Genomic DNA, 23,735 nt, shown 5'->3' with positions numbered 1-23,735 from the left:
CAAACCTACCGGTCGTCAGGCGGCGACGACCTCCTCTTCCTCGAGCGGCCCGACCTCGCGCTCGCGGGCGATGCGGGTGCGCCGGGCGACGAGTCCGTGCACGACGACGCCGAGCAGGACCGCCGCGACGAACCAGAGCACGAGGACCAGTGCGGGCCGCCCGAGCGATGCGTCGGGGAAGTACTGCAGGTCCTGCGCCGCCTGCAGCCACGCGGCGCCGCTCCAGAACGTGTGCAGCGCGGCGAAGAAGCCCGGCTGGAACGCCGGCTGGAAGATGCCGCCGGACGACGTGAAGTTGAGCATGACGAAGAGCATCGTCAGGATCGGCGTGGTCCAGCGGCCGAGCACCGGGTGCAGGCCGATGCCGAGCGCGATGATGACGGCGTCGTACAGCCAGGCGAACAGGAACACCTGCCACTGGTGCGTGGTGAGCACGCCGTACACGGGGCCGGCGACGACCGTGCCGATGCCCGCGACGACCCCCGCGGTGGCCAGTCCGACCACGGCGGTCCACACCGGCCGCAGCTTCGTCGCCACGGCGGCGACGGCGATCGCGGACGCGTACCCGCCGACGCTCAGTGCGACCAGCAGGAAGAACAGGCCCTGGCCGGTGGTGTCCTGGTCGCCCGTCGGGACGACGTCGACCACCCGGAAGGGCACGTGCTGCTCGTACGCGATCGGCAGGAACACCTTCTGGGCGGCACTGGCGGTGGTCTCCGACGCGGCCGTCGAGACGTAGAGCGTGGCGCCCGTCGGGGTCGGCGCGTACACAGCCGCGAGCGTACGGTCGCGCACCTGCCGTTCGGCCTCGGCGGATGACGCGACGACGTGGGCGACCAGGGCGCCGTCGGACTCGTCGGTGACGGTCTGTGCGAACACCTGCGTCGCGGCGCTCTGGCCGACGACCCCGACCGGCAGGTCGTGCGGCGCGGGGGCGTGGAAGGCGCCGAGGTACGCCAGGCCCATGCCGGCCGCCAGGAACAGCGGGACGAGGATGTGCGTGGCGAAGGTCCGCAGCACCCGGCCGAGGCCGGCGGGGAGCAGGACACTGTCGGTGCGCTGGGGCTTCGGTGCTCGTGGGGACTCGTGCGTGGGGGAGTGGCGCGCGTGCGACGTCGTCGTCGGGCTCGTGGACGGGGCGTCGACTGCTGCTGCGGTCGGCGCAAAGTTGTACTTTGCAACTTCAGACACGTGGCCCAACTGTACAACGCCCCCGCACCCGTGTCGACGCGGGAGCACCCGGGCCGGTGAGGTCGCACTCCGGCCGGTGTCCCTCGCCTCGATGCGGGCTGGAGTGCGACCTCGAGGCCAGCGGGCGCCCGGACGCACGCCCGGCAGCCCGGTCGCCCGGCAGGCCGCCCGCCCGCACGCCCGCCGCGCGGCCGCGCGCGCTACTCGGAACCGGGGTCGGACGCGCCCATGCCGGTCAGCAGCGCCCGGAACGAGTCGAGCCGCTCGACGCCGGTCGGCCCGAGCTCCCCGGCCTGCACCCGGTCGACGATCTCCCAGTCGTGCGCCTGCGCCAGGGGGATCCCGTCGCGCGCGGGGAGCACCGGCACCGCGTGCGACGCGAAGGCCCGGAACACGTTCGCGGGGTCGACGTGCCCCAGGCCGAACGACCGAACCCCCGGGGTGTCGATGATCCAACCGCCGTCCCGCACGCGCAGCGCGATCGACGACGACGAGGTGTGCCGCCCGCGACCGGTCACCGCGTTCACGACGCCGGTGGCACGGCTCGAGCCGGTGATGGCGTTCACCAGCGTGGACTTGCCGACGCCGGAGTGCCCCACGGTCACGGTCACCGCGTCGTCGAGCAGCTCGTGCAGCGCGTCGAACGGCACGTCGTCGGACCTGCTCGTCACGATCCGCAGGTCCAGGCACGCGAAGTGCGCCAGGAACGGCGTCGGGTCGGCCAGGTCGGTCTTCGTGATGCACAGGATCGGGTCGAGGCCGGCGTCGAACGCGGCCACCAGGTACCGGTCGATCAGTCGTGTGCGGGGCTCGGGATCGGCGGCCGCCACCACGATGAGCATCTGGTCGGCGTTCGCCACGATGACGCGCTCGACCTCGTCGGAGTCGTCGGCGCTCCGGCGCAGCAGGGTGGTCCGCTCCGCGACCTTCACGATGCGGGCCAGGGACCCGGGATCGCCGGAGACGTCACCGACGAGCGACACGTGGTCGCCCGTGACGACGGACTTCTTGCCGAGCTCGCGGGCCTTCGTGGCGGTGATGACGCGGTCGTCGACCAGCACGCCGAACCGCCCGCGGTCGACGTTCGTCACCCAGCCCACCGGGGCGTCGTCGTAGGTCGGCCGCGTCTTCGTGCGCGGCCGGTTGCCCTTCGGGTTCGGGCGCACCCGCACGCTCGACTCGTCGTACTGGCCGTACGGCTCGTCCGCGTCGGAGTCGTCCCCGTCGACGTCGTCCCACCAGCTCACGGTCGGACCTCACCCTCCTGCTGGGCCGACGACGCCACCAGCGCCGCCCACAGCTCCGGGAACTGCGGCAGGGTCTTCGCCGTCGACCCGATGTCGTCGACGGCGACGCCGTCGACGACCAGGCCCACGATCGCGCCAGCCGTCGCCATCCGGTGGTCGTCGTACGCGGCCCAGGCGCTGCCGTGGAGCGCGGCCGGCTCGATCCGCAGGCCCTCGTCGCGTTCGTGCACCGTGCCTCCAGACCGGTTGAGGTCCGCCGCGAGCGCGGCGAGGCGGTCCGTCTCGTGCCCACGCAGGTGGCCGATCCCGGTGATCTCGCTCGGCTCGGCCGCGAGCGCCGCGAGCGCAACGAGCGCCGGTGCGAGTTCGCCGCCGCGGCTCAGGTCCAGGTCGACCCCCGGCAGGGAGGCCCCACCCCGGACCCCGACGCCGCCGTCGACGACCAGGTCGTCGCCGTCACGGGCCACGGTCGCGCCCCACAGGGGCAGGAGCGTCTCGAGGTCGGCGCCGACCTGCGTCGTCTCGGTCGGCCAGGTGCGGATGCGCACCGTCCCGCCCGCGACGAGCGCGGCCACCGCGAACGGCGCCGCGTTCGACAGGTCCGGCTCGATGGTGACGTCGCGCGCGGCGATCGGCCCGGGGTGCACGACCCACTCGCCGACCGCCGGCTCGTCGACCCGCGCGCCGCGGGCACGGAGCGCGGCGACGGTCATCTCGATGTGCGGCATGCTCGGCAGGCGCTCGCCGACGTGGGTGAGGTGCAGGCCCTCGTCGAAGCGCGGTGCCGACAGCAGCAGGCCGGACACGAACTGCGACGAGGCCGACGCGTCGATCGTCAGGGCGCCGCCGCGGACCGAGCCCGTGCCGGTGAACGCGAAGGGCATGGAACCGCCGCCGTCGTCGCTGACCTGGACGCCGAGGTCGACGAGCGCCTGCACGACGGCGTGCATCGGGCGCTTGCGGGCGTAGGGGTCGCCGTCGACGGTCACGGCTCCGACGGCGAGGGCGGCGAGCGGGGGGAGGAACCGCATGACGGTGCCGGCGAGCCCGCAGTCGAGCCGCACGTCGCCGTGCATCGGGGCCGGCGTGATCCGGAGGTCCGGGCCGTAGGGGTTGGTGCCGGGCAGCTCCTCGATCCCCACGCCGAGCTGCCGGAGTCCCGCGATCATGAGCGCGGAGTCGCGGGAGTGCAAGGGCAGCCGGATCACCGACGGGCCGTCGGCGAGGGCGGCGAGCACGAGCTCCCGGTTCGTGAGCGACTTCGAGCCGGGCAGGGCCACGTCACCGCGCAGCGGACCGTGCGCGAGCGGGGCGGTCCAGGGCTCGTGCGGGGCCGGTGTCCCGTGCGGGGAATGCGTCGTGTCTGCCATCGGTTCACCAGGGTACTGAACGCACCGGGAGGATCAGTGGCGACAGCAACACTCGCGCGGGAGCGGACCGGCACGGCGACCGTGCTGCCCGCCGCGCCGACGACGCTCGGCGTGCTCGGCCTAGACTTGCCGACGATGACGACCGACGAACCGCAGGCAGTACCGCACGACCTGGTCGAGGAGACCGAGGTGCAGCTCGACGCGGTGTCCGACGAGGCCGCCGCGCTCGCCGCCGAGGCCGAGCCGGAGCCCGCGGACGAGAAGACCGTCTCCGAGGGGGAGCTGCGGTCACTGTTCGAGGACCAGGCCCTGCCGTTCATGGACCAGCTGTACGGCGCCGCGATGCGGATGACCCGCAACCCGGCCGACGCGTCCGATCTGGTGCAGGAGACCTTCGTCAAGGCGTTCGCCGCGTTCCGGCAGTTCAAGCAGGGCACGAACCTGAAGGCCTGGCTGTACCGGATCCTGACGAACACGTTCATCAACACGTACCGCAAGAACCAGCGGAACCCGTACCAGGGCACCATCGACGAGCTCGAGGACTGGCAGCTCGGCGGCGCGGAGAGCGTCACGCAGTCGATCTCCGCGCGGTCCGCCGAGGCCGACGCGATCGACCACCTGCCGTCCTCCGCCGTGAAGGACGCCCTGCAGGCCATCCCGGAGGACTTCCGGATGGCCGTCTACTTCGCCGATGTCGAAGGCTTCTCGTACCAGGAGATCGCCGACATCATGAAGACCCCCGTGGGGACGGTCATGAGCCGCCTCCACCGTGGCCGCCGGCTCCTGCGAGGGCTGCTGGCGGACCACGCCCGTGAGACCGGCATCGTCCCGGACGCAGCGTCGACGGCGACGATGCGCGGCAGGGGACGGGGCGCGGCTGAGACGACGACAAGCGCGGCCTCGGGCCGCACCGGACGGAAGGACGCACGATGAGCGGCTGCGACTGCTCGAAGGCGAAGGCCGAGCTCGAGGAGTTCCTGCACGACGAGCTCCGCGGTGAGGACGCCGCGGACATCCGGGAGCACATGGACGACTGCGTGGACTGCCAGACCGAACACCGGGTCGGGGTGGTGCTCATGGAGACGGTCAAGCGCGCCTGCAAGGAGACCGCGCCCGAGCACCTGCGCTCCGAGATCCTCGCCCGCATCCGGGTGGAGCAGGCGACGCACTGACGGTCAGCGCCGCCAGTACGTCGTGTCGGCGGCGTCAGCGGCCGGCTGCGTGGTGCTCGCGGATCGTCGATGCTGTGAGCAGTTGGTCGTGGACACGGACCGTGTCCATCGAGCCGGTGAACACGGTGCTCGTCGGGGCGTTCGGCCACGTCGGGTCGACGACGCCCGAACCGGCTCGCCAGTACCCGCTGTAGGCGGCAGCGGAAGCCGCGTCCGTCCGTGCGGCGACACGCGTGCCGTCGAGCCACAGGTCCAGACGACCACTGGTGAACTGCCCGACCGCGTGGTGCCACGTCCCGTCGTCCACCCGTGCGGCGCTCTGCGTGACCTTGGCGACCGATCCGTCCCAGACGCCGAACGCCAGGCGTCCGTCCGGCCCGACGTAGAAGTTGCGGTCGTACGCCCCGGACGGACCTGTGCTCCGCTGGCTGAACCCGAGCAGTCGTCCCTGCGTGGCGGTCTTGAACCACAGTTCCAGGGCGAACGTCTCCGGTGCCGCCTGCGCCGTGCGGGTGTGGACGACCCCCGTGTCGGCGGAACCCGATCGGAAGTCCGCGAAGGGGTTCGCGCCGCACGACCCGTCGACCCGCACGACGCTCGGCCGGAGCACTGCGTCCCGCCCGTGCCCGGAGCGGTCGACGACGACGTCGCCGGCCTTCTCGGAGAAGTCCCACGCGAGCACGGCGCCGTTCGTGGACCCGTGGAAGCACGGGAACAGCGACGCTCCGAAGGACGCTCCGGATGCGGTTGTGCCACTGAACGTGGCGCCGGTGGTGCTGCCCACCAGCGCGATGAGCACCACCGCTGCGAGGGCGGGCAGCGCCGCGCGCGGTGCGGCCGTGACGTCCACGCCGATCGGCGGCGCTCCCGGCTCCCAGCGCGGGACACCACAGGTGGGGCAGGGTCGACCGGCGCGGAGGTCCCGGTCGAGGCGGCTCAGCAACACCGCCGCGCCGACGCCCAGGCAGACCGAGACGAGTGCGGCCCAGTCGCCGGTGCGGATCCAGACCCCGGGGAGCCCGACGACGGGGAAGCGGAGGACCCCGACACCGAGGACGGCGTCCGGTGCCACCGTGGTCCGGTCCGCGCTCGGGTTCGCGTCGCCACGGAGCCGGAGGCCGCCGTCCTGCTCGATCCGCGCCAGGCGGTGCAGCCGCAGCCGGTCGTCGTGGTCCGGGTCGTCGACCAGCAGGACGCGCCCGGTCTCGACCGCGTCCCCGTCGGTGGGCACCGCGGCGACGACGTCACCGGTGCGGATGCCCGGGGCCATCGAGTCCGACACCACGGTCGTGAGGTGCCAGCCGAGTGCCGCCGGCAGCGCGGCCCAGACGGCGAGCAGGAGCACCGTCCAGAGCGCGGTGCGCGCCACGACCGCGAGGAGCAGCCGGGGCAGCTCTCCGACGCAGCGGACGGGTCGTCGGGTGACGGTGGTCGACACGGGCTGCTCCTCGCGGTCGTGGTCGGTCGGGGTCGGGAGGATCAGTCGGTCTGCGCTTCCCAGACGAACGTCGTGCCGGCCTCGGACGACTGCACGGTGTTCGGGGCGTCCTCCGACAGGGTGTAGCTGATCCGGTACGTGGCGGTCGCGGTCCCGGTGGCGGGCTTCCAGGAGTCGAGCCCGGTGCCGAACGAGTCGTGCGCCGCGAGGTCGGCGAGGCTGCCGTCGTGGACGCTGGCCGCCGAGGTGAAGGTGCCGCAGTCGCCAGCGGTGCCGAGGGACCCGCGCTCCACCTGCACGTCGAGGTGTGTCCCGAGCGAGTCGGTGTCGGTCTGCTCGTCGACGAAGAACTTGACCGTCGAGGCGTTGGTGGTCTCGGCGGTGACGGTGATGCAGTTCGTGCCGGAGGACCCGGGGACCAGGTCGTCGACGTCGAACATCGCGACGCCCTGGTCGTCGTCGGTCAGTGCGACGGCCCCGGTCCGCCAGCTGTTGCCGGCGTTGTCGGTGTTGCTCGAGAACGCGGCGTACGACGCGGTGGCGATGAGTGCGCCGCTGGCGACGACGGCGAGCGGGAGCGCGATCCAGGCTGCGGTGCGGCCGTGGCGAGAGGTGATGTGCATGGCTGTCCTGTCGGTTGGTCCACCCGGCGGGTGATATGCCAGCAGCATATATGAATATCAGTTGCGACGAAACCTCGTCGCAACACGTCCCGGGTGCCCGGTAGGGTCGCGAGCATGACCCTCTCCGCCGAGTCGATCACCGCTTGGTCCGACACGGACGTCGCCGACGTCGCCGCCCTCGTCCGCCTGCTCGGTCACGCCGTCGACGAACCGTCGATGCGCGCCCGACTCGAGCGCCTGACGCCCGAGGCCGGGCACCGCACCTGGGTGGTCCGCGGCGACGACGGCCGCGTGGTCGCCGTCGGGGGCGCGCAGGTCACCTGGGCCTACGCGAGCGACGAGCCGACGGCGCAGCTCCTGCTGCTGGTCGTGGACGAGACGGCCAGGAGGCTCGGCACCGGTTCGGCGCTCATCGACACGTTCGAAGCGTGGGCCGTCGAGCAGGGCGCGCGTCGCCTGAGCGCCGTGAGTGCGGCCGCGACGGACAGCGCGCACCGGTTCTACCAGAAGCGCGGGTACCACGACGCCGGGGTGCGCTACACCAAGATCGCGTAGCGCCCGCATCCCTCTCGCGAACGACGGAGCGCCCCGTCCGGGAGTCCCTGCGGACTCCCGGACGGGGCGCTTCCTCGTCGGCTAGGCCGACACGTTCAATGCGGTGCTGATGACCTCGGCGGCCTCCTGCGCGGAGCGCTTCGAGGAACCCGTGGCCGGGGCGGCACTCGCCGAGCGGGCGGCCACCGACAGGGTGCGACCGTCCAGGTGCGGCGTCAGGTTCATGCAGACGAACGGCCAGGCGCCCTGGTTCTCCGGCTCTTCCTGTGCCCACACGACGTCGGCGTCGGGGTAGCCCGACAGCACCTCGAGGATGCGCTCGAGGGGGAGCGGCGCGAGCTGCTCCAGGCGGACGAGCGCGACGTCGGTGGCGCCCCGCTTGTCGACCTCGGCGCGCAGGTCGTGGTGCACCTTGCCGGAGTGCAGCACGACGCGGCGCACGGCACCCTTGTCGGTGATGCGGTCGTCGTCGAGGACCTCGTCGAAGGTGCCGCTCGTGAACGCGTCGACCGAGCTCGTCGCCTGGCGCAGCCGGAGCATGGCCTTCGGCGAGAACACGACGAGCGGCTTCTGCGGCTTGGCCCAGGCCTGCCGGCGCAGCAGGTGGAAGTACGACGCCGGGGTCGACGGCCGGGCGACGATCATGTTGTCCTCGGCGCACAGCTGCAGGTAGCGCTCGATGCGTGCCGACGAGTGGTCCGGCCCCTGGCCCTCGTAGCCGTGCGGCAGCAGCAGGACGAGACCGGAGCGCTGCCCCCACTTCTGCTCGGCGGACGAGATGAACTCGTCGATGACGATCTGGGCGCCGTTCGCGAAGTCACCGAACTGGGCCTCCCAGAGCACGAGCGCCTCGGGGCGTTCCACCGAGTACCCGTACTCGAACGCCATCGCCGCGTACTCGCTCAGCAGCGAGTCGTAGACGTAGAACCGGGCCTGGTCCTCGGTGAGGTTCGACAGCGGCAGCCACTCCTGGCCGTTGACCCGGTCGTGGAACACCGACTGGCGCTGCACGAAGGTGCCGCGGCGGGCGTCCTGTCCCGCCAGACGGACCGGCTTGCCCTCGACCAGCAGCGACCCGATGGCCATGAGCTCGGCCATGGCCCAGTCGATGCCGCCGCTGCGGGTCATCTCGGTGCGCTTCGTCAGCAGCTGCTGCAGCTTGGGGTGGATCGAGAAGCCGGCGGGCGGGTTGCTGTGGGCGTCGCCGATGGCTCGGACGAGGTCGTCGGACACCGCGGTCTCGTGCACCTCGTTCTCGGAGTCGTCGCGCTGCGCAGCCGGGCGTTCGAGCCCCTGCACCGCGCCGTCGTCGTCGACCTCGATCACCGGGATGGTGCCGGTCTGGGCCTCGTGCGTCTCGGCGAAGGCGCGTTCCAGGCGGTCCTGGAAGTCGCGGTGCGCCTCGTCGTACTCCTCCTGCGTGATGTCGCCGCGGCCGACGAGGGCCTCGGTGTACAGGGTGCGGACGGAGCGCTTCGCCTCGATGAGGTTGTACATGAGCGGCTGCGTCATCGAGGGGTCGTCGCCCTCGTTGTGGCCGCGGCGGCGGTAGCAGATGAGGTCGATCACGACGTCGCGGTGGAACTGCTCGCGGTAGGCGAAGGCCAGCTCCGCCACCCGGGCGACAGCCTCGGGGTCGTCGCCGTTCACGTGGAAGATCGGTGCCTGGATCGTCTTCGCGACGTCGGTGGAGTACACCGAGCTGCGCGCCGACTCGGGCGGGGTGGTGAAGCCGACCTGGTTGTTGATCACCAGATGCACCGTGCCGCCGGTGCGGTAGCCGCGCAGCTGCGACATCTGCAGCGTCTCGACGACCACGCCCTGGCCGGCCATGGCCGCGTCGCCGTGCACGAGCACGGGGAGCACGCCGAAGCTGCCCGGCGCCTCGCGGTCCTGCTTGGCGCGGACGATGCCCTCGAGCACGCCGTCGACGGCCTCGAGGTGCGAGGGGTTCGCGGCGATCGTCACCGGGATGCTCGACCCGTCGGACGTGCGGAACACGCCCTCGGTGCCGACGTGGTACTTCACGTCGCCCGAGCCCTGGCCGGACACGGTGCCGGGGAGCGACGAGCCCTCGAACTCGCGGAAGATCTGGCCGTAGGTCTTGCCCGCGATGTTCGTCAGGACGTTGAGCCGGCCGCGGTGGGCCATGCCGATCGCGACCTCGGCGAGCCCGGCACCGGCGGCGTGCTGGATCAGGGTGTCGAGGAACGCGATCGTCGACTCACCGCCCTCGAGCGAGAAGCGCTTCTGTCCGACGTACTTCGTCTGCAGGAAGGTCTCGAACGCCTCGGCCTCGTTGAGCTTGCCGAGGACCCGCAGCTGCTCCTCCTTGGAGGGCTTCGAGTAGGGGACCTCGATGTGCTCCTGCACCCAGCGCCGCTGCTCCGGGTCCTGGATGTGCATGTACTCGATGCCCACCGTACGGCAGTAGGCGTCGCGGAGGATCCCGAGGACGTCCCGCAGCGGCGCGGTGGTGGTGCCGGCGAGGCCGCCCGTGACGAACTCGCGGTCGAGGTCCCAGAAGGTCAGCCCGTGGTTCTCGATCTCGAGGTCGGGGTGGGTGCGCTGGCGGTACTCGAGCGGGTCGATGTCCGCCATCAGGTGCCCGCGCACGCGGAAGCTGTTGATGAGCTCCTGCACGCGGGAGGTCTTGTTCACCCGGTGTGCCAGGTCGACGTTGATGTCGTTCGCCCACTGGATCGGCTTGTACGGGATCCGGAGCGCGGCGAAGATGCCGTCGTAGAAGCCGTGCTCGCCGATCAGGCGCTCGTGCACGTGCTTGAGGTACTCGCCCGAGCCCGCACCCTGGATGACGCGGTGGTCGTAGGTGCTCGTCAGCGTGATGGTCTTGCCGATGCCGAGCTCGACCAGGGTCTTCGCCGCCGAGCCCTGGAACTGCGCCGGGTACTCCAGGGCGCCGGCGCCGATGATCGAGCCCTGCCCCTTCGTCAGGCGGGGGACCGAGTGCACGGTGCCGATGCCGCCCGGGTTGGTGAGCGAGATCGTCGTGCCCTGGAAGTCGGCCGGCGTGAGCTTGTTGTCGCGGGCCCGCTTGACGAGGTCCTCGTAGGCCGACAGGAACTGCCCGAAGGTCAGGGTCTCGGCGCGCTTGATGCTCGGCACCAGCAGCGAGCGGGTGCCGTCCTTCTTGGGCACGTCGATCGCGATCCCGAGGTTCACGTGCGCGGGGGTGACCAGGAACGGCTTGCCGTCGCGCTCCTCGTAGAAGACGTTCTGGCTCGGAAACTCCTTGAGCGCCTGCACCATCGCCCAGCCGATCAGGTGCGTGAACGAGATCTTGCCGCCGCGCGCTCGGCGCAGGTGGTTGTTGATGACGATCCGGTTGTCGATCATCAGCTTCGCCGGGATCGTGCGGACGCTCGTGGCGACGGGCACGGACAGCGAGGCGTCCATGTTCGACGCCAGGGTCTTCGCCATCCCACGGAGCGGGGTCGCCACGTCCTCGTGGGTCTCCTCGTGGTCGTCGGCGGCGTCGTTCGCCTCGGCCGGGATCGGCTGCGGTGCCGGCTGGCGCGACGTGGTCTTCGCCTGGATCGGACCGCCCTGCGCAGGAGCCTGACCCTGCTGCGCGGGAGCCGGTGCCGAGGCCGGGGCCGGTGCGTCGGTGCCGGTCGTCCCGGCGGGGGATCCGGAGCCCGCTGCCGCTGCCGGCGCGTCACCGCCCTGCGTGCGGTGGTAGCTCTCGAGGACCGGCCACCAGGACTTGTCGACCGACTCCTTGTCCGCGACGAACTGCTCGTACAGCTCGTCGACGAGCCACTCGTTCGCCCCGAATTCGCCCGCGGTCTCGTCCGTTCCGGTCAGATGGCTCGACACAGCCGATCGCCCACTCTCCGTCGATAGATGCTCGTGTGTGTCGTGCGGAGCAACCCTGCGCCGCACAGGTGCCCAGCCTAGCCGTTCGCTCCCGACCGTTCCGTGCCAGCGTGGCGCGAGTCGGCGCGCGGCGGGGGCACGGACGAGCGCCGTACAGTGGGATGCATGAGGTTCTACGAGACGCGGCCGACCCACGACCTGACCTACTCCGACGTCTTCCTCGTCCCGAGCCGTTCGGGCGTGACGAGTCGCTTCGACGTGGACCTCGCCGCGAACGACGGCAGCGGTGCGACGATCCCGATCGTCAGCGCCAACATGAACTCCGTGACCGGCCCGCGGCTCGCCGCCACCCTGGCCCGACGGGGCGGCCTGGGCGTCCTGCCGCAGGACATGCACCTGCAGGACCTCGCCGCCGCGATCCGCTGGGTGAAGGACCAGCCGGTCGACTTCGACACCGCCTACGACATGGGTGCGGACACCACCGTCGCCGAGGCCCTCGAGCAGCTGCTCCCGGTCGCCGGCCGCGGTGTGGTCGTCCGCGACGCCGACGGCGAGTACCTCGGGTGCGTCCCGGCGAGCCGGCTCGGCGACGCCGGACCGGACGCCACGCTCGGCGACCTGCTGCACGGTGCCTCGACCGCCATCGACGCCGACGACGCCGGCACGCCCCGGCACGTGTACGACGTGCTCAGTGCCGCCGAGGTCGACTTCGCGCCGGTGGTCCGCCACGGCCGAGTGGTCGGCACCACGAGCCGCACGAGCGCCATCCGCTCCGACATCTACACGCCCGCCGTCGACGCCTCCGGCCGGCTCCGCGTCGCCGCCGCGCTGGGCATCAACGGCGACGTCGCCGCCAAGGCGAAGGCCCTCGCCGCCGCCGGCGTCGACGTCCTGGTCCTCGACACCGCGCACGGCCACCAGGAGGGCATGCTCCGCGCACTCCGCACCGTCGCCGCGCTCGACCTCGGCATCCCGTTGGTCGCCGGCAACGTCGTCACCGCCGACGCCGTCGCCCACCTGGTGGCCGCCGGTGCCGACATCATCAAGGTCGGCGTCGGCCCGGGCGCGATGTGCACCACCCGCATGATGACCGCGGTCGGCCGTCCGCAGTTCTCCGCCGTGCTCGAGACCGCCGCGGCCGCGCGCTCCCTCGGCGCCCACGTCTGGGCGGACGGCGGCGTGCGGTACCCGCGCGACGTCGCGCTCGCCCTGGCCGCCGGTGCCTCGGCCGTGATGATCGGCTCGTGGTTCGCCGGCACGCTCGAGGCGCCCGGCGTGCTCCGCCGCGACGCCGCCGGCAAGGCCTACAAGGAGAGCTGGGGCATGGCGTCGGCCAAGGCCGTCCGGGAGCGCTTCGAGCGGCTCGACCCCTACGAGCGGGCCCGCAAGGAGCTCTTCGCCGAGGGCATCTCGTCGTCGACGATCTACCTGGACCCCGAGCGCCCGAGCGTCGAGGACCTGCTCGACATGATCACCACGGGTGTCCGCAGCTCGGCCACCTACGCCGGCGCGTCCTCGCTCGCCGAGTTCTCCGAGCGCGCCCTGGTCGGCATCCAGTCCGCCGCCGGGTACGAAGAGGGCAAGCCCCTGCCCGTCAGCTGGTAGCGCGGACGGGGCGCGCGACGCCGTGGTCGCGACCACCGACGGACGGGAGGCGCGGTGCCAGCTGGCACCGCGCCTCCCGTCCGTCGTTCGGTCGCGTCTACCGGCGCCGGGTCGCGTCCTCGACCTCGCCCACCAGTTCTTCGAGGATGTCCTCGAGGAACAGCACGCCGATCGTCTGGCCGTCGGCGTCGAACGCCCGCGCGACGTGGCGACCCGCGGCCCGCATGGTTGCGAGCGCGTCCTCCAGGTCCATCTCGGTGTAGAGCGAGATGAGCTGGCGGATGCGCTTCGGCGGCACCGGGTCGTCGAACTCGTCCGGGCGCAGGTCGATGACGTCCTTCACGTGCACGTAGCCCGTGGGGGAGCCGTCCTCGCCGACGAGCACGTAGCGTGAGAACCCGCGCTGTGCCACCGCGTGCTCGACGTCGCCGGGGGTGGCGTCCTCGGGCAGGGTGACGAGCTCGGCCATCGGCACCGCGACGTCACGGACCTTCTTCTCGGTGAACTCGAACGCCAGGGCGAGCTTGCCGTCGTCGGTCAGGGTGCCCTCGCGGCGGGACTGCTCGACGATGGTCTGCACCTCTTCCACGGTGAACGCGCTCACCGCCTCGTCCTTCGGCTCGACGCGGAACAGGCGCAGCACGGCGTTCGCGACCTCGTTCAGGCCGACGATCACCCAGTGCAGGCCGTGGCCGATGTACCAGAGCGTCGGCACGAGCAGCAGGGCCGCGCGGTCCGGCATCGAGAACGAGATGTTCTTCGGCACCATCTCGCCGAACACCACGTGCAGGAACGACACGAGCAGCAGCGTGAACACGAAGGCCACGGTGCCGATCACCTCGGCGCTCCAGCCGGTCAGGTGCAGCGGGACCTCGAGCAGGTGGTGGATCGCCGGCTCGGAGACGTTCAGGATGAGCAGCGAGCACACGGTGATGCCGAGCTGGGTGGTCGCGAGCATGCGGGTGGCGTGCTCCATCGCCCACAGCGTCATCTGCGCGGCCTTGGAGCCGGCCTCTGCACGGGGTTCGATCTGCGACCGTCGTGCCGAGATGACGGCGAACTCGGCGGCGACGAAGTACGCGTTGCCCATCAGCAGCACGACGAGCCAGAAGATCCCCCACCAGTCGGAGCTCATCGGGTGCCGCCCTTCGTCGTGGCCTTCGCCGGCGTGGTCTTGGGGGTGCTGCGGGTGGACGGGATGATGATCGCCGTTGCTCCGGTGTCGTCGGACGGTGGCGTGGGGGTCCAGCGGATGCGGTCGATCCGCCGGCCGTCCAGACGCTCGACGCGGAACACGCCGCCGTCGAGCGGGACCTCGTCGCCGACGACGGGCAGACGGCCGAGCGTCGACATGACGAACCCGCCGACGGTCTCGTACGGACCGTCCTCGGGCACCGTCACGCCGGCGCGGTCCTCGAGCTCGTCGGGGCGCAGCAGTCCGGGGAAGGTCAGCCAGTCGCGGGAGCGCACGACGTCGATGCGCGCACGGTCGTGCTCGTCGGAGACCTCGCCGACGATCTCCTCGATGAGGTCCTCGAGGGTGACGACCCCGGCGGTGCCGCCGTACTCGTCCACCACGATGACCATCTGGTAGCCGCGGCCACGGACCTCGGCGAGCAGGGTGTCGCCCGGCATGGTCTCGGGCACGCGTTCCGCGTCGGTCATCAGGGCCCCGACGGGGACCTCCGGACGCTTCTCGCGCGGGACGGCGACGGCCTGCTTGACGTGCACGATGCCGACGACGTCGTCCGCGTCCTCCTCGATGACGGGGAAGCGGCTGAAGCCGGTCTTGCGGGCGAGGGCGATGACGTCCTCGGCGGACTCGGACACCCGGATCGTGGACAGCCGCGGGCGCGGGGTCATCACGTCACTGGCGCTCAGCTCGGAGAACGAGATCGTGCGCTCGAGCAGCGTCGCGGTGTCCTGTTCGAGCGACCCCTCGGACGCCGAGCGGCGCAGCAGCGAGGTGAGCTCCTCGGCGCTGCGGGCACCCGAGAGCTCCTCCTGGGGCTCGATGCCCATCGACCTGAGCACCGCGTTGGCGGTGCCGTTCAGCAGCGCGACGGCCGGCTTGAAGACCGTCGTGAACGCGATCTGCAGCGGCACGACCAGCCGGGCGGTCTGCAGCGGCAGCGCGAGCGCGAAGTTCTTCGGCACGAGCTCGCCGAGGATCATCGACAGCAGGGTCGCGATGACGAGCGCCACGATCGAGCCGACCGTCTCGACGATGCTCTCGGGCAGCTGCATCGCCAGGAACGGCGCCTCGAGCAGCGTCGCGATCGACGGTTCGAGCAGGTAGCCGGTGAGGAGCGTCGTCAGGGTGATGCCGAGCTGCGCGCTCGACAGGTGCGTCGAGGTGACCTTCAACGCACCGATGACCGGTGCGAGCCCGGCCTCACCGCGGTCGCGACGGGCCTCGACGTCCGCCCGGTCGAGGTTGACCAGGGCGAACTCGGACGCGACGAACACACCCGTGCCGAGCGTCAGCAGGATGCCGCCGATCAGCATGACGATGTCGATCGGACTCATGATTCACCCCCGTTCGCGCACAGGGGTGTGCTGCTCACCGAGTGAGCGGCGGATGAGTGAGGCGAAGAACTATTCGGGGGATCGTCCACAGTGCTGTCGATCGTACTCCTTGCGGGGGCGGCTCCCCGGGAATCGGTCGAGAACGACGGCGTGGTCACCCGGTGACGCGGGCGCGGTGGTACTGCTGCGGCTCGTAGTCGACCGAGACCCCGAGCTCGACGGCGGCACGCAGCGCGAACGACGGGTCGCGGAGCATCTCGCGTCCGATCATCACGACGTCGGCCTGCCCGGTCGCGACGATCTGCTCGGCCTGGAAGGCGTTCGAGATCATGCCCACCGCGATCGTGCCGATGCCGGCGTCCCGCCTGACCGCGGCGGCGTGCGGCACCTGGTAGCCGGGGCCGACCGGGATCGGTGCGCTCGCGACGTTGCCGCCGGTCGAGACGTCGGCCAGGTCGGCGCCGTGCTCGGCCGCCCAGCGCGCGACGGTCGTGGTCTCCTCGAGCGTGAGCCCGCCCTCGACCCAGTCGGTGGCCGAGAACCGGACGACGACGGGGAAGCCCTCGCCGACCTCGGCGCGGACCGCGTCGACGACCTCGAGCAGCGCCCGTGCGCGGTTCTCGAGCGCCCCGCCGTACTGGTCGGTGCGCTGGTTGCTCAGCGGGGACAGGAACTGGTGCAGCAGGTACCCGTGCGCGGCGTGGACCTCGACCAGGTCGAAGCCGGCTTCGACCGCACGCCGGGCGGCCTGGGCGAAGGCGAGCGCCATCACGCGGACGTCCTCGACGGCGAGCTCGCGCGGCACGTCGTAGCCGTCGAAGGCCACGGCCGACGGCGCGACGGTGCTCCAGCCGCCCTGGTCGGCGGGGACGGTGCCGTGCGTGGTGTCCCAGGGGCGGTACGTCGAGGCCTTCCGACCGGCGTGTGCGAGCTGGATGCCCGCAGCGGCGCCCTGCTGGTGCAGGAAGTCGACGATCGGCACGAACGCGTCGCGCTGCTGGTCGTTCCACAGCCCCAGGTCCTGCGGGGTGATCCGACCCTCGGGGACGACGCCCGTCGCCTCGACCACGACCGCGCCGGCGCCGCCCTTGGCGAACCCGCCCAGGTGCACGAGGTGCCACGGGGTCGGGACGCCGTCCTGCTGGTCCACCGAGTACTGGCACATCGGGGAGACCCAGATGCGGTTGCGGACGGTCAGGTCACGGACGGTGATCGGGTCGAACAGGGCGTGCGTCACGCGGGCTCCTCAGAGGACGGGGGCCGGTGCCTCGGCCAGTCCCGTCAGGAACGACCGCAGTGACGCCGGCGACGTGTAGTGGTGGCCGACCGCCCCGATCGCTTCTGCACCGGCGGCGTTCTCGGCCCTGTTGTCCACGAACACCATCTGACCCGGCTCGATTCCCAGACGCGCACAGGTGTCGCGGTAGATGGATGCGTCGGGCTTGAGGACGTGTTCCTCGGCGCTCACCACGACGGTCTCGAACATCGACCCCATCGGGGACCGACGGTACGGGTCGCCGAAGTCGAAGCCGGCGTTCGACAGCAGCGCCACGCGGGTGCCGGCGTCGTGCAGCTCCTCGACGATCGCGAGCGTCTCCGGCTCGACCTCGAACCAGCCGGTGAAGTCGATCGCCCAGAACCGGTGGATGTCGGAGACGCTCCAGCTGCGTCCGGTCCGTTCGGCGATCGCGCGCCAGTACGCCACGACGGACAGGTCACCGCGGTCCAGGTCGTGCCGGAGCTCCTGGTAGACCGGGAAGAGCTCGTCGGCCGGCACACCCGTGGCGTCGACCAGGGCCTCCCGCGAGGCGTGCGGCGTCCGGCTGATCACCTCGCCGTAGTCGAAGACCACCACACGATCACGCAGGAACAGGCTCATGCGCTCCACCGTAACGTGGGGCCGGTGAACGACTTCGTGCCCGTCCGACCGTCCGATGCCGCCGCGTGGGTGACCGCGCCGACGGGGGAGTCCACCAAGTACCGCCGCGGGGTGCTCGGCGTCGCGACCGGCTCCGACCAGTACCCCGGTGCCGCGGTGATGGGGGTGGACGCCGCCGTGCACACCGGTGTCGGGATGGTCCGCTACGTCGGGCCGGCTCGGGCCACCGACCACGTGCTCACCCGCCGCCCCGAGGTCGTCTCAGGCCTCGGCCGCGTGCAGGCCTGGCTGGTCGGGTCCGGGATCTCGGCCGGGTCCCTCGACGAGCTCGACGAGACGACGGCGACCGGCTTCGAGCACGCATCCGACGACGGTGTCCCCGTCGTGGTCGATGCCGGCGCGATCCCGCTCGTCGACCTCGGGCCGCTCGCCGTGCTCACGCCGCACGCGGGCGAGCTCGCCTCGGTGCTGGGCGTGGACCGGGACGGGATCGAGCGGGACCCGGCCGCCGCAGCGCTCCGTGCCGCCGAGCAGACCGGCAGCGTCGTGCTGCTCAAGGGTGAGCGCACGCACGTGGTCACCCCGGACGGCTCGGTGCGGCTCGTCGCGTGCTCGGCGACGCCGTGGCTCGCCGCCGCCGGCGCCGGGGACGTGCTCGGCGGGGTGCTCGGAGCCCTCGTCGCCGCCCGGCAGGGGGCCGCCGAGGCCGCGGACTCCTCGCTCACGCCGTCGGACCTCGCGCACCTGGCAGCGTCGGCCGCGGTCGTGCACGGGCTCGCGGCACGCCGGGCGTCCGGCGGTGGGCCGTTCCCCATGACGACGCTCATCGCCGAGCTGCCAGGAGTCGTGCGGGACCTGGTCGTGGACGGGGACGCGCGCGGCTAGTCCGTCGATGTGCGCGCATCTCCCGACGATCCACGAGGTGATCGACGCGTGTTCTGTCGGAGGATGCGCACGCAATGGGTACGTGCGCATCCAGCGACGGAACACCGCGGGTTCGCCAGGTGGAAGGTCGCAACATGCGCGCGCATCAGATGGCAGGTGCGCCCCGGACACGGCGGACGGGAGGCGCGGTGCCAGCTGGCACCGCGCCTCCAGGCCGTCTGCGGTCACGTGACGGGCGTGACGCGCGTCGCGGACGTCAGCCGACGGGGGTCGCGTGCACCAGGAACTCCACGGAGCCGGCGTCGTCGACCTTGACGAACCCGAGGTTCGGGGCCTGCACGCCGTAGTCGGAGAACGTGACCGGGACCGAGCCGGAGACGTCGACGCCGTCGCCGCTCAGGCCGACCTGGAGCTCCGCGGTGACGTCCTTCGTGACGCCGTGCAGGGTGAGCTTGCCCGGGGCCGAGACGGTCGTCGTGTCGGATCCGCTCGGGACCGCGTCGGCGATCGGCTCGGTGAGCTCGAACGTGGCCTCGGGGAAGGCGGCCGCGTCCATCGCGGAGTCGCGGAAGTAGGCGTCACGCTGGTCGGAGTCGGTGGTGATGTCGGCGACCTGCACGGTGATCGTCGCCGCGGTGATGCTCGTGCCGTCGACGGTGGCGGTGCCCGAGACGCTGTCGGTGCGGCCGGTGACGGTGACGTCGGAGCCGTTGAGGACCTCGTGCACGCGGTACCCGGCCTCGGAGTCGCCGCCGACGGTCCACGTGCCGGAGAGGTCGTCGGTCTCGATCGTCGACGCCTCGCGGGTGGCGGCCACCGAGGGTGCGGCCGATGCCTTCGCGTTCTCGCTGCTCGAGTAGACGTTCGTCGCCACGACGACGCCGACGACCGCCAGCACGACGACGGCGACGACGACGGAGATCCAGATGACGGCCTTGCGGTGCCTGCGCGGGGTTTCGGTGGTCACGAGCAGAACGGTGACACGTCATGTTGCGGGGAGGCTGGGACTTCCCGGGGGAGCCGTGCGTGCGGCCGCTACGCTCGTCCGGTGCAGAGGACGGCGGACCGGTGGATCGAACGCGTCGGGTTCGTGCTGGCGTTCGCCGCGGTGCACGCGTTCCTGTGGTGGCTCACGACGGTGTCGACCAACCTGCCGCTGGGCGACGTGACGATCACCTACAGCCGCTGGATCGAGACCGGCCGGTCCGCGGGGTTCTGGGTGGGCATCGACGGGGAGTGGGTCTACCCGATCCTGGCGATCGTGCCGATGGCGGCCGCGGCGCTCGGTGGCGTCGCGTCGATCGGCACCGGGTGGCTGCTGCTCATGGTCCTGCTCGACGCCGTGGCCTGCGCGTTCCTGTGGCGGTTTCGGGCGCGCGTCGGGTCGTCCGGTCGCTCCGGTGTGCACGGCGTGCGGGTCGTCTGGTGGTGGCTGCTGTTCCTGCTGGCGCTCGGCCCGATCGCGCTCGGTCGGATCGACACCGTCGCCACGGTGCTCGCGCTCGTCGGGGTGGCGTTCGTCGCGTCACGGCCCGCGGTCGCCTCGGCGCTGTTCACCGCCGGCGCCTGGACGAAGGTGTGGCCGGCGGCGCTCGTGGCGGTGCTGCTGCTGCGGCGGGGGCAGCGCCGCGGCGTGCTCGCGGGGGCGCTCGTGCTCAGCGCGCTCATCGTGCTCGTCGACGTGCTGTGGGGCGGTGCGCCGTACCTGCTGTCCTTCGTCGGCGAGCAGACCGGCCGGGCGCTGCAGATCGAGTCGCCGCTCGCCACCCCCTTCATGTGGGCAGCGGCCGCCGGGGCCCCGGGCGCGGCGGTCTTCTACAACCAGGACATCCTGACGTTCGAGGTGTCCGGTGCCGGCACCCGGACCGCCGCCGCGGTGTCCACGCCGCTGATGGCCGCCGTGGTCGTCGGCGGGGTGCTGCTGGCACTGTGGGCCGCACACCGCGGTGCCCGACGGGCCGAACTCGCCCCCGTGCTCGCCCTGCTGTTCGTCGCCGCGCTCGTCGCCACGAACAAGGTCGGGTCACCGCAGTACATCGGCTGGTTCGCGGTGCCGATCGTCTGGGGGCTCGCCGCCGGGTCGCCGAGCGCGCGACGGTTCGTCCCCGTCGCCCTGCTCGCGCTGCCGACGGCCCTGCTGACGCAGCTGATCTACCCCGGGTACTACGACCAGGTGCTCGCCGTGCAGCCGTGGATCCTCGTGGTGCTGACGCTGCGGAACGTGCTCGTGGTCGCTGCGATGGTGTGGGGCGTGGTCGTGCTGGTGCGGATGGGGCTGCTCGGCGGCGACGCCGGGCGCGCGACGCAACCGGTGCGCGGTGTGCCCGAGCGGGGCAGGATGGACGCATGATCGTCGCCTTCTCCGTCGCTCCGTCCGGTGGTCCCGCTGCGCAGTCGGACGGGTCCGTGCACGACGCGGTCGCCGCCGCCGTGCGGGTCGTGCGCGAGAGCGGGTTGCCGAACCGGACCTCGTCGATGTTCACCGAGGTCGAGGGGGAGTGGGACGAGGTCATGGACGTCGTCAAGCGCGCCACCGAGGCCGTCGGGGCGTACGGCTCGCGGGTGTCGCTCGTGCTGAAGGCGGACATCCGGCCGGGGCACACCGGTGAGATCGACGGCAAGCTCGAGCGGCTCGAGCAGGCGCTCGGCGAGTAGCCCTCAGCGGCGCCGGCGCGGACGGTCCCGGCGACGGGGGTCGGTGCCGAGCACAGCGGCGACCGTCAGCAGGGCGATCGCGGTGAGCACGAGCACCACGACCGTGACGAGTTCGAGCGGGTTCGCCACGTCCTCGCAGCGGGCGGACGCCCCGGCGGGACAGGACGCGAGGACGGTCATGGCGGTGTGCACGGCACCATCATCGATCAGCGGTGCCGTCGACACGCCGCCGGGGTCGCTCGGATGTCGGTGGTCGGGTGTCTCATGGTGTGCATCGAGCCACGTCCGGTGGCCCCGAGGACGACGAGGAGCGCGTGATGATGCACGACGGCTGGTGCCCCGACTGCGACCTGCGAACGGTCGTCATCGACACGGACGAGCACGGCGACAACGCGTGGGCGACCTGCGCGGAGTGCGGCACGGGATGGGTGCACCGTGACGAGCTGCCCGAGTTGCAGGGCGCGTCGAGCGGTCATGCCGGGCAGGACCGCCGCGCGGCCTGACCGTCACGGGTCGGGCCGGAGCCGTCAGCGCTCGACGGCCTCGTGCACGCGGTGTCGAGCGCGATCTGGCTTGCCGACCGCAGGACGGGCTCTGTGTACGCCTTCCGCGCGCTGCTGGACCCGCTCGAAGACGTAGTCCGGCTCCGGCCGTTCGAGCGACCCGGTGTAGAACCCGAGGACGAAGCCGTGGCCGAAGAAGCTCGTGGAGTGCCGGTACGCGGTGGCGAACGACTTCCCGCCACTGTCGAGCCGGACCACGCCGAACTGCCCTTCGGCCAGGGCCCACGTGCCGTCAGCCGACACGGTGCTCGGGCGGGACCTGCAGGCGTCGAGCTGGTACCCGCCGTTCCCCGAGTCGTCGCAGACCAGGGAAGCCGGGAAGTCCCGTGCCCGGAACGTCCCGTCCTCGTCCAGCACCAGCACCGACTGGGACCAGTCGTCCTGTGCCCACGTGCCGACGAATCCCTGCCGGACGTCTCCGGGCCTCGGCGTGGCCGGCACCCACGAGCAGGCTGCCAGCAGCAGGGCGCTCACGGTCAGGACTCCGACGAACCCCGCGCTGTTCCTCCGCGTCACCGGTCCACCGCCCCCGTCCGTGTCGTGCGCATCGTTCGACCGCAGCGTCCCGGTGCTCGCCAGGAGCCCCCGCCGGGAGCGCCGCCCGTCCCGGCCACGGTACCGGAGCGCGCTTCCGTTCGTCCTTTGGAGCGGTCTACACTGCTGGGACCGGGTCGTCGCGGGAGTTGCCCACGACTCCGCCCGGACCGTCCCGTTCGTCGCTGAACCCGGACCGGCACCCCCGGTCGTGACGGCGTGGTCGACCGTCGTCACACGCGCTGCGCGGACCGGTCTGCCGATCCGGCTGCAGCCGTCGCCGCGTTCCCGATCGCCGTGGTCCCGCACCGCGGACACCTCGATCTCCCTCCCGCACAGAACAGGCCCCATGTCACAGCTCACGCCCGCGCGCCGCGCCCTCGCGCTCGTCTCGCTCGCCCTCGGCGGGTTCGCCATCGGCTCGACCGAGTTCGTCGCGATGGGACTGCTGCCGAACATCGCGCAGGCCCTGCTGCCACAGCAGTACGGCGCGGATCCCGACGCCGGCATCGCGCAGGCCGGCTGGCTCGTCAGCGCCTACGCCCTCGGGGTCGTCGTCGGTGCGCCGACCATCGCGGCGATGTCCGCCCGGTTCCCGCGCAAGGGCCTGATCCTCGTGCTGCTGGTCGGGTTCGTCCTGGCGACCGTCGCGAGTGCGCTGCTGCCCTCGTTCGGCCTGGTGTTCGTCGCCCGCTTCGTCGCGGGACTGCCGCACGGCGCGTACTTCGGCATCGCGTCGATCGTCGCCGGCGACATGATGGGCCCGGGCAAGCGCGGCAAGGGCATCGCGATGGTGCTGCTCGGCCTGTCCGTCGCCAACGTCGTCGGTGTCCCGGCGATCACGTGGGTCGGCCAGGTCGCCGGGTGGCGGGTCGCGTACGGCGTCGTCGCCGCCCTGTTCGCCCTGACGTTCCTGGCCGTGGCGGCCTTCGTGCCGAGGAGCGCACGCGACGAGCACGCCACGATCGGCCGTGAGCTCCGCGCCTTCCGCGTGCCGCAGGTCTGGATCGTGATGGGCCTGGGCGCCGTCGGCTTCGGCGGCTTCTTCGCGGTCTACTCGTACATCTCGCCCCTGGTGCAGAACGTCACCGGCATGCCGGAGTCGTTCGTGCCGATCGTGCTCGTCGTCGTGGGCATCGGCATGGTCGTCGGCGGGGTGCTCGGCGGATACCTGGCCGACCACAGCGTCAAGCGCACGATCTACGTCGGCATGTTCGCGCTCATCGGCGCCCTGCTCGTCACGGTGCTGACGGCGCAGTGGCTCTGGGGCATGCTGCTCGGCGCGTTCCTGCTCGGAGCGACGTCGTCGGCGATCCCGCCGGCGGTGCAGTCGCGCCTGATGGACGTCGCCGGAGACGCCCGGACGATCGCGGCGGCGCTCAACCACTCGGCGTTCAACATCGGCAACTCGCTCGGTGCCGCCCTCGGCGGCGCGGTCATCGCGGCCGGCTTCGGGTTCCTCGCGCCGGGCTGGCTCGGCATCGTCCTCGCGCTGCTCGGCGTCCTCGTCACGATGGTGAGCTACTCGGTCGAGCGGCGATCCACGCGCCGGGCCGAGCTGCGCTCCTCGTCGCCGAGCACCGGCCCGATCACCGCACCGGTCCCGATCCACTGACCACGCGCGGTGGGCGTGCCCACCCGCCGGACGG

General features: G+C 72.0%; 22 protein-coding genes. 9 read left to right on the top strand and 13 right to left on the bottom strand.

Annotated elements, in window-relative coordinates:
• Positions 1 to 15 precede the first annotated feature (15 nt).
• The 3 genes from I8920_RS09245 to aroA form a co-directional block, all read right to left on the bottom strand.
• Positions 16 to 1,191 (bottom strand): hypothetical protein, encoded by a 1,176-nt coding sequence (locus I8920_RS09245; protein WP_198656086.1) that lies wholly within the window; start codon positions 1,189 to 1,191, stop codon positions 16 to 18.
• Positions 1,192 to 1,391: 200 nt separating this feature from the next.
• On the bottom strand, positions 1,392 to 2,438 hold the full coding sequence (rsgA, locus tag I8920_RS09240) for a ribosome small subunit-dependent GTPase A (RefSeq protein WP_198656085.1): 1,047 nt from the start codon (positions 2,436 to 2,438) through the stop codon (positions 1,392 to 1,394).
• Positions 2,435 to 3,808, bottom strand: coding sequence for a 3-phosphoshikimate 1-carboxyvinyltransferase (gene aroA / locus I8920_RS09235; protein WP_198656084.1), 1,374 nt, complete (start codon positions 3,806 to 3,808; stop codon positions 2,435 to 2,437). The genes rsgA and aroA overlap by 4 nt, the downstream gene beginning before the upstream one ends.
• A gap of 135 nt (positions 3,809 to 3,943) precedes the next feature.
• Between aroA and I8920_RS09230 the strand changes: the two genes are divergently transcribed.
• Both I8920_RS09230 and I8920_RS09225 read left to right on the top strand, forming a co-directional pair.
• Positions 3,944 to 4,741 carry a sigma-70 family RNA polymerase sigma factor gene (locus tag I8920_RS09230; RefSeq protein WP_442873584.1) on the top strand — a complete coding sequence of 266 codons (798 nt, stop codon included), beginning with the start codon at positions 3,944 to 3,946 and terminating at the stop codon, positions 4,739 to 4,741.
• Entirely contained in the window at positions 4,738 to 4,980 is a 243-nt protein-coding gene (locus tag I8920_RS09225) for a zf-HC2 domain-containing protein (protein WP_198656083.1), read from the top strand. The genes I8920_RS09230 and I8920_RS09225 overlap by 4 nt, the downstream gene beginning before the upstream one ends.
• Positions 4,981 to 5,014: 34 nt before the next feature.
• On the opposite strand, the gene I8920_RS09220 is transcribed toward I8920_RS09225, so the two are convergent.
• Together I8920_RS09220 and I8920_RS09215 are read right to left on the bottom strand one after the other, a co-directional pair.
• Positions 5,015 to 6,418, bottom strand: a complete 1,404-nt coding sequence (locus I8920_RS09220; RefSeq protein WP_198656082.1) for a LamG-like jellyroll fold domain-containing protein — start codon at positions 6,416 to 6,418, stop codon at positions 5,015 to 5,017.
• 41 nt (positions 6,419 to 6,459) lie between these two features.
• Positions 6,460 to 7,041, bottom strand: coding sequence for a hypothetical protein (locus tag I8920_RS09215; RefSeq protein WP_198656081.1), 582 nt, complete (start codon positions 7,039 to 7,041; stop codon positions 6,460 to 6,462).
• A gap of 114 nt (positions 7,042 to 7,155) precedes the next feature.
• Here I8920_RS09215 and I8920_RS09210 point away from each other — a divergent pair, with 114 nt between their 5' ends.
• Complete coding sequence (locus I8920_RS09210) at positions 7,156 to 7,596, top strand: GNAT family N-acetyltransferase (RefSeq protein ID WP_198656080.1); 441 nt, start codon at positions 7,156 to 7,158, stop codon at positions 7,594 to 7,596.
• A gap of 81 nt (positions 7,597 to 7,677) precedes the next feature.
• Here I8920_RS09210 and I8920_RS09205 read toward each other — a convergent pair whose 3' ends face one another.
• Positions 7,678 to 11,436, bottom strand: coding sequence for a multifunctional oxoglutarate decarboxylase/oxoglutarate dehydrogenase thiamine pyrophosphate-binding subunit/dihydrolipoyllysine-residue succinyltransferase subunit (locus I8920_RS09205; RefSeq protein WP_198656079.1), 3,759 nt, complete (start codon positions 11,434 to 11,436; stop codon positions 7,678 to 7,680).
• 165 nt (positions 11,437 to 11,601) lie between these two features.
• On the opposite strand from I8920_RS09205, the gene I8920_RS09200 reads away from it, so the two are divergent.
• A complete protein-coding gene (locus I8920_RS09200) occupies positions 11,602 to 13,041 on the top strand; it encodes a GuaB1 family IMP dehydrogenase-related protein (RefSeq protein ID WP_198656078.1) in 1,440 nt (479 codons plus the stop codon).
• A 97-nt stretch (positions 13,042 to 13,138) separates the two neighbouring features.
• Here the strand turns inward: I8920_RS09200 and I8920_RS09195 are convergent, their stop codons facing one another.
• The 4 genes from I8920_RS09195 to I8920_RS09180 all read right to left on the bottom strand — a co-directional run bounded on the left by I8920_RS09195 (position 13,139) and on the right by I8920_RS09180 (position 17,449).
• Positions 13,139 to 14,176, bottom strand: a complete 1,038-nt coding sequence (locus tag I8920_RS09195) for a hemolysin family protein (protein ID WP_198656077.1) — start codon at positions 14,174 to 14,176, stop codon at positions 13,139 to 13,141.
• Positions 14,173 to 15,570 carry a hemolysin family protein gene (locus I8920_RS09190; RefSeq protein ID WP_198656076.1) on the bottom strand — a complete coding sequence of 466 codons (1,398 nt, stop codon included), beginning with the start codon at positions 15,568 to 15,570 and terminating at the stop codon, positions 14,173 to 14,175. The genes I8920_RS09195 and I8920_RS09190 overlap by 4 nt, the downstream gene beginning before the upstream one ends.
• A gap of 154 nt (positions 15,571 to 15,724) precedes the next feature.
• Positions 15,725 to 16,807: an NADH:flavin oxidoreductase/NADH oxidase gene (locus I8920_RS09185; RefSeq protein WP_198656075.1), complete on the bottom strand. Its 1,083-nt coding sequence runs from the start codon at positions 16,805 to 16,807 to the stop codon at positions 15,725 to 15,727.
• A 9-nt stretch (positions 16,808 to 16,816) separates the two neighbouring features.
• Positions 16,817 to 17,449 (bottom strand): HAD family hydrolase, encoded by a 633-nt coding sequence (locus tag I8920_RS09180; RefSeq protein WP_198656074.1) that lies wholly within the window; start codon positions 17,447 to 17,449, stop codon positions 16,817 to 16,819.
• Between the two features lie 24 nt (positions 17,450 to 17,473).
• Between I8920_RS09180 and I8920_RS09175 the strand changes: the two genes are divergently transcribed.
• A complete protein-coding gene (locus I8920_RS09175; protein ID WP_198656073.1) occupies positions 17,474 to 18,334 on the top strand; it encodes an ADP-dependent NAD(P)H-hydrate dehydratase in 861 nt (286 codons plus the stop codon).
• Positions 18,335 to 18,590: 256 nt separating this feature from the next.
• Here the strand turns inward: I8920_RS09175 and I8920_RS09170 are convergent, their stop codons facing one another.
• Entirely contained in the window at positions 18,591 to 19,301 is a 711-nt protein-coding gene (locus I8920_RS09170; protein WP_198656072.1) for a YceI family protein, read from the bottom strand.
• A gap of 81 nt (positions 19,302 to 19,382) precedes the next feature.
• Here I8920_RS09170 and I8920_RS09165 point away from each other — a divergent pair, with 81 nt between their 5' ends.
• Positions 19,383 to 20,684: a glycosyltransferase 87 family protein gene (locus I8920_RS09165; protein ID WP_198656071.1), complete on the top strand. Its 1,302-nt coding sequence runs from the start codon at positions 19,383 to 19,385 to the stop codon at positions 20,682 to 20,684.
• Complete coding sequence (locus tag I8920_RS09160) at positions 20,681 to 20,989, top strand: thiamine-binding protein (RefSeq protein WP_198656070.1); 309 nt, start codon at positions 20,681 to 20,683, stop codon at positions 20,987 to 20,989. The genes I8920_RS09165 and I8920_RS09160 overlap by 4 nt, the downstream gene beginning before the upstream one ends.
• A gap of 3 nt (positions 20,990 to 20,992) precedes the next feature.
• Here the strand turns inward: I8920_RS09160 and I8920_RS09155 are convergent, their stop codons facing one another.
• Positions 20,993 to 21,181, bottom strand: a complete 189-nt coding sequence (locus I8920_RS09155; protein ID WP_198656069.1) for a hypothetical protein — start codon at positions 21,179 to 21,181, stop codon at positions 20,993 to 20,995.
• Positions 21,182 to 21,258: 77 nt separating this feature from the next.
• Between I8920_RS09155 and I8920_RS09150 the strand changes: the two genes are divergently transcribed.
• On the top strand, positions 21,259 to 21,492 hold the full coding sequence (locus I8920_RS09150; RefSeq protein WP_198656068.1) for a hypothetical protein: 234 nt from the start codon (positions 21,259 to 21,261) through the stop codon (positions 21,490 to 21,492).
• Positions 21,493 to 21,516: 24 nt separating this feature from the next.
• Here the strand turns inward: I8920_RS09150 and I8920_RS09145 are convergent, their stop codons facing one another.
• The gene (locus tag I8920_RS09145) at positions 21,517 to 22,026 is read right to left on the bottom strand and encodes a hypothetical protein (protein WP_198656067.1); all 510 of its coding nucleotides are present in this window, start codon (positions 22,024 to 22,026) and stop codon (positions 21,517 to 21,519) included.
• 409 nt (positions 22,027 to 22,435) lie between these two features.
• Between I8920_RS09145 and I8920_RS09140 the strand changes: the two genes are divergently transcribed.
• A complete protein-coding gene (locus tag I8920_RS09140; protein WP_198656066.1) occupies positions 22,436 to 23,701 on the top strand; it encodes an MFS transporter in 1,266 nt (421 codons plus the stop codon).
• Positions 23,702 to 23,735 lie beyond the last annotated feature (34 nt).

Origin of the sequence: Curtobacterium sp. YC1 (genome assembly GCF_016267665.1) — a bacterium.
Taxonomy (GTDB): domain Bacteria; phylum Actinomycetota; class Actinomycetes; order Actinomycetales; family Microbacteriaceae; genus Curtobacterium.
Note: the sequence above shows the minus strand (reverse complement) of the source record. Positions and strands in the feature narration are given on the sequence as shown.

What these genes read in the sequence shown, in the direction of transcription:
- aroA (WP_198656084.1), bottom strand. Translation starts at nt 3,808, where the DNA reads ATGGCAGACACGACGCATTCCCCGCACGGGACACCGGCCCCGCACGAG.
- I8920_RS09230 (WP_442873584.1), top strand. Translation starts at nt 3,944, where the DNA reads ATGACGACCGACGAACCGCAGGCAGTACCGCACGACCTGGTCGAGGAG.
- I8920_RS09225 (WP_198656083.1), top strand. Translation starts at nt 4,738, where the DNA reads ATGAGCGGCTGCGACTGCTCGAAGGCGAAGGCCGAGCTCGAGGAGTTC.
- I8920_RS09215 (WP_198656081.1), bottom strand. Translation starts at nt 7,041, where the DNA reads ATGCACATCACCTCTCGCCACGGCCGCACCGCAGCCTGGATCGCGCTC.
- I8920_RS09210 (WP_198656080.1), top strand. Translation starts at nt 7,156, where the DNA reads ATGACCCTCTCCGCCGAGTCGATCACCGCTTGGTCCGACACGGACGTC.
- I8920_RS09200 (WP_198656078.1), top strand. Translation starts at nt 11,602, where the DNA reads ATGAGGTTCTACGAGACGCGGCCGACCCACGACCTGACCTACTCCGAC.
- I8920_RS09195 (WP_198656077.1), bottom strand. Translation starts at nt 14,176, where the DNA reads ATGAGCTCCGACTGGTGGGGGATCTTCTGGCTCGTCGTGCTGCTGATG.
- I8920_RS09190 (WP_198656076.1), bottom strand. Translation starts at nt 15,570, where the DNA reads ATGAGTCCGATCGACATCGTCATGCTGATCGGCGGCATCCTGCTGACG.
- I8920_RS09180 (WP_198656074.1), bottom strand. Translation starts at nt 17,449, where the DNA reads ATGAGCCTGTTCCTGCGTGATCGTGTGGTGGTCTTCGACTACGGCGAG.
- I8920_RS09160 (WP_198656070.1), top strand. Translation starts at nt 20,681, where the DNA reads ATGATCGTCGCCTTCTCCGTCGCTCCGTCCGGTGGTCCCGCTGCGCAG.
- I8920_RS09140 (WP_198656066.1), top strand. Translation starts at nt 22,436, where the DNA reads ATGTCACAGCTCACGCCCGCGCGCCGCGCCCTCGCGCTCGTCTCGCTC.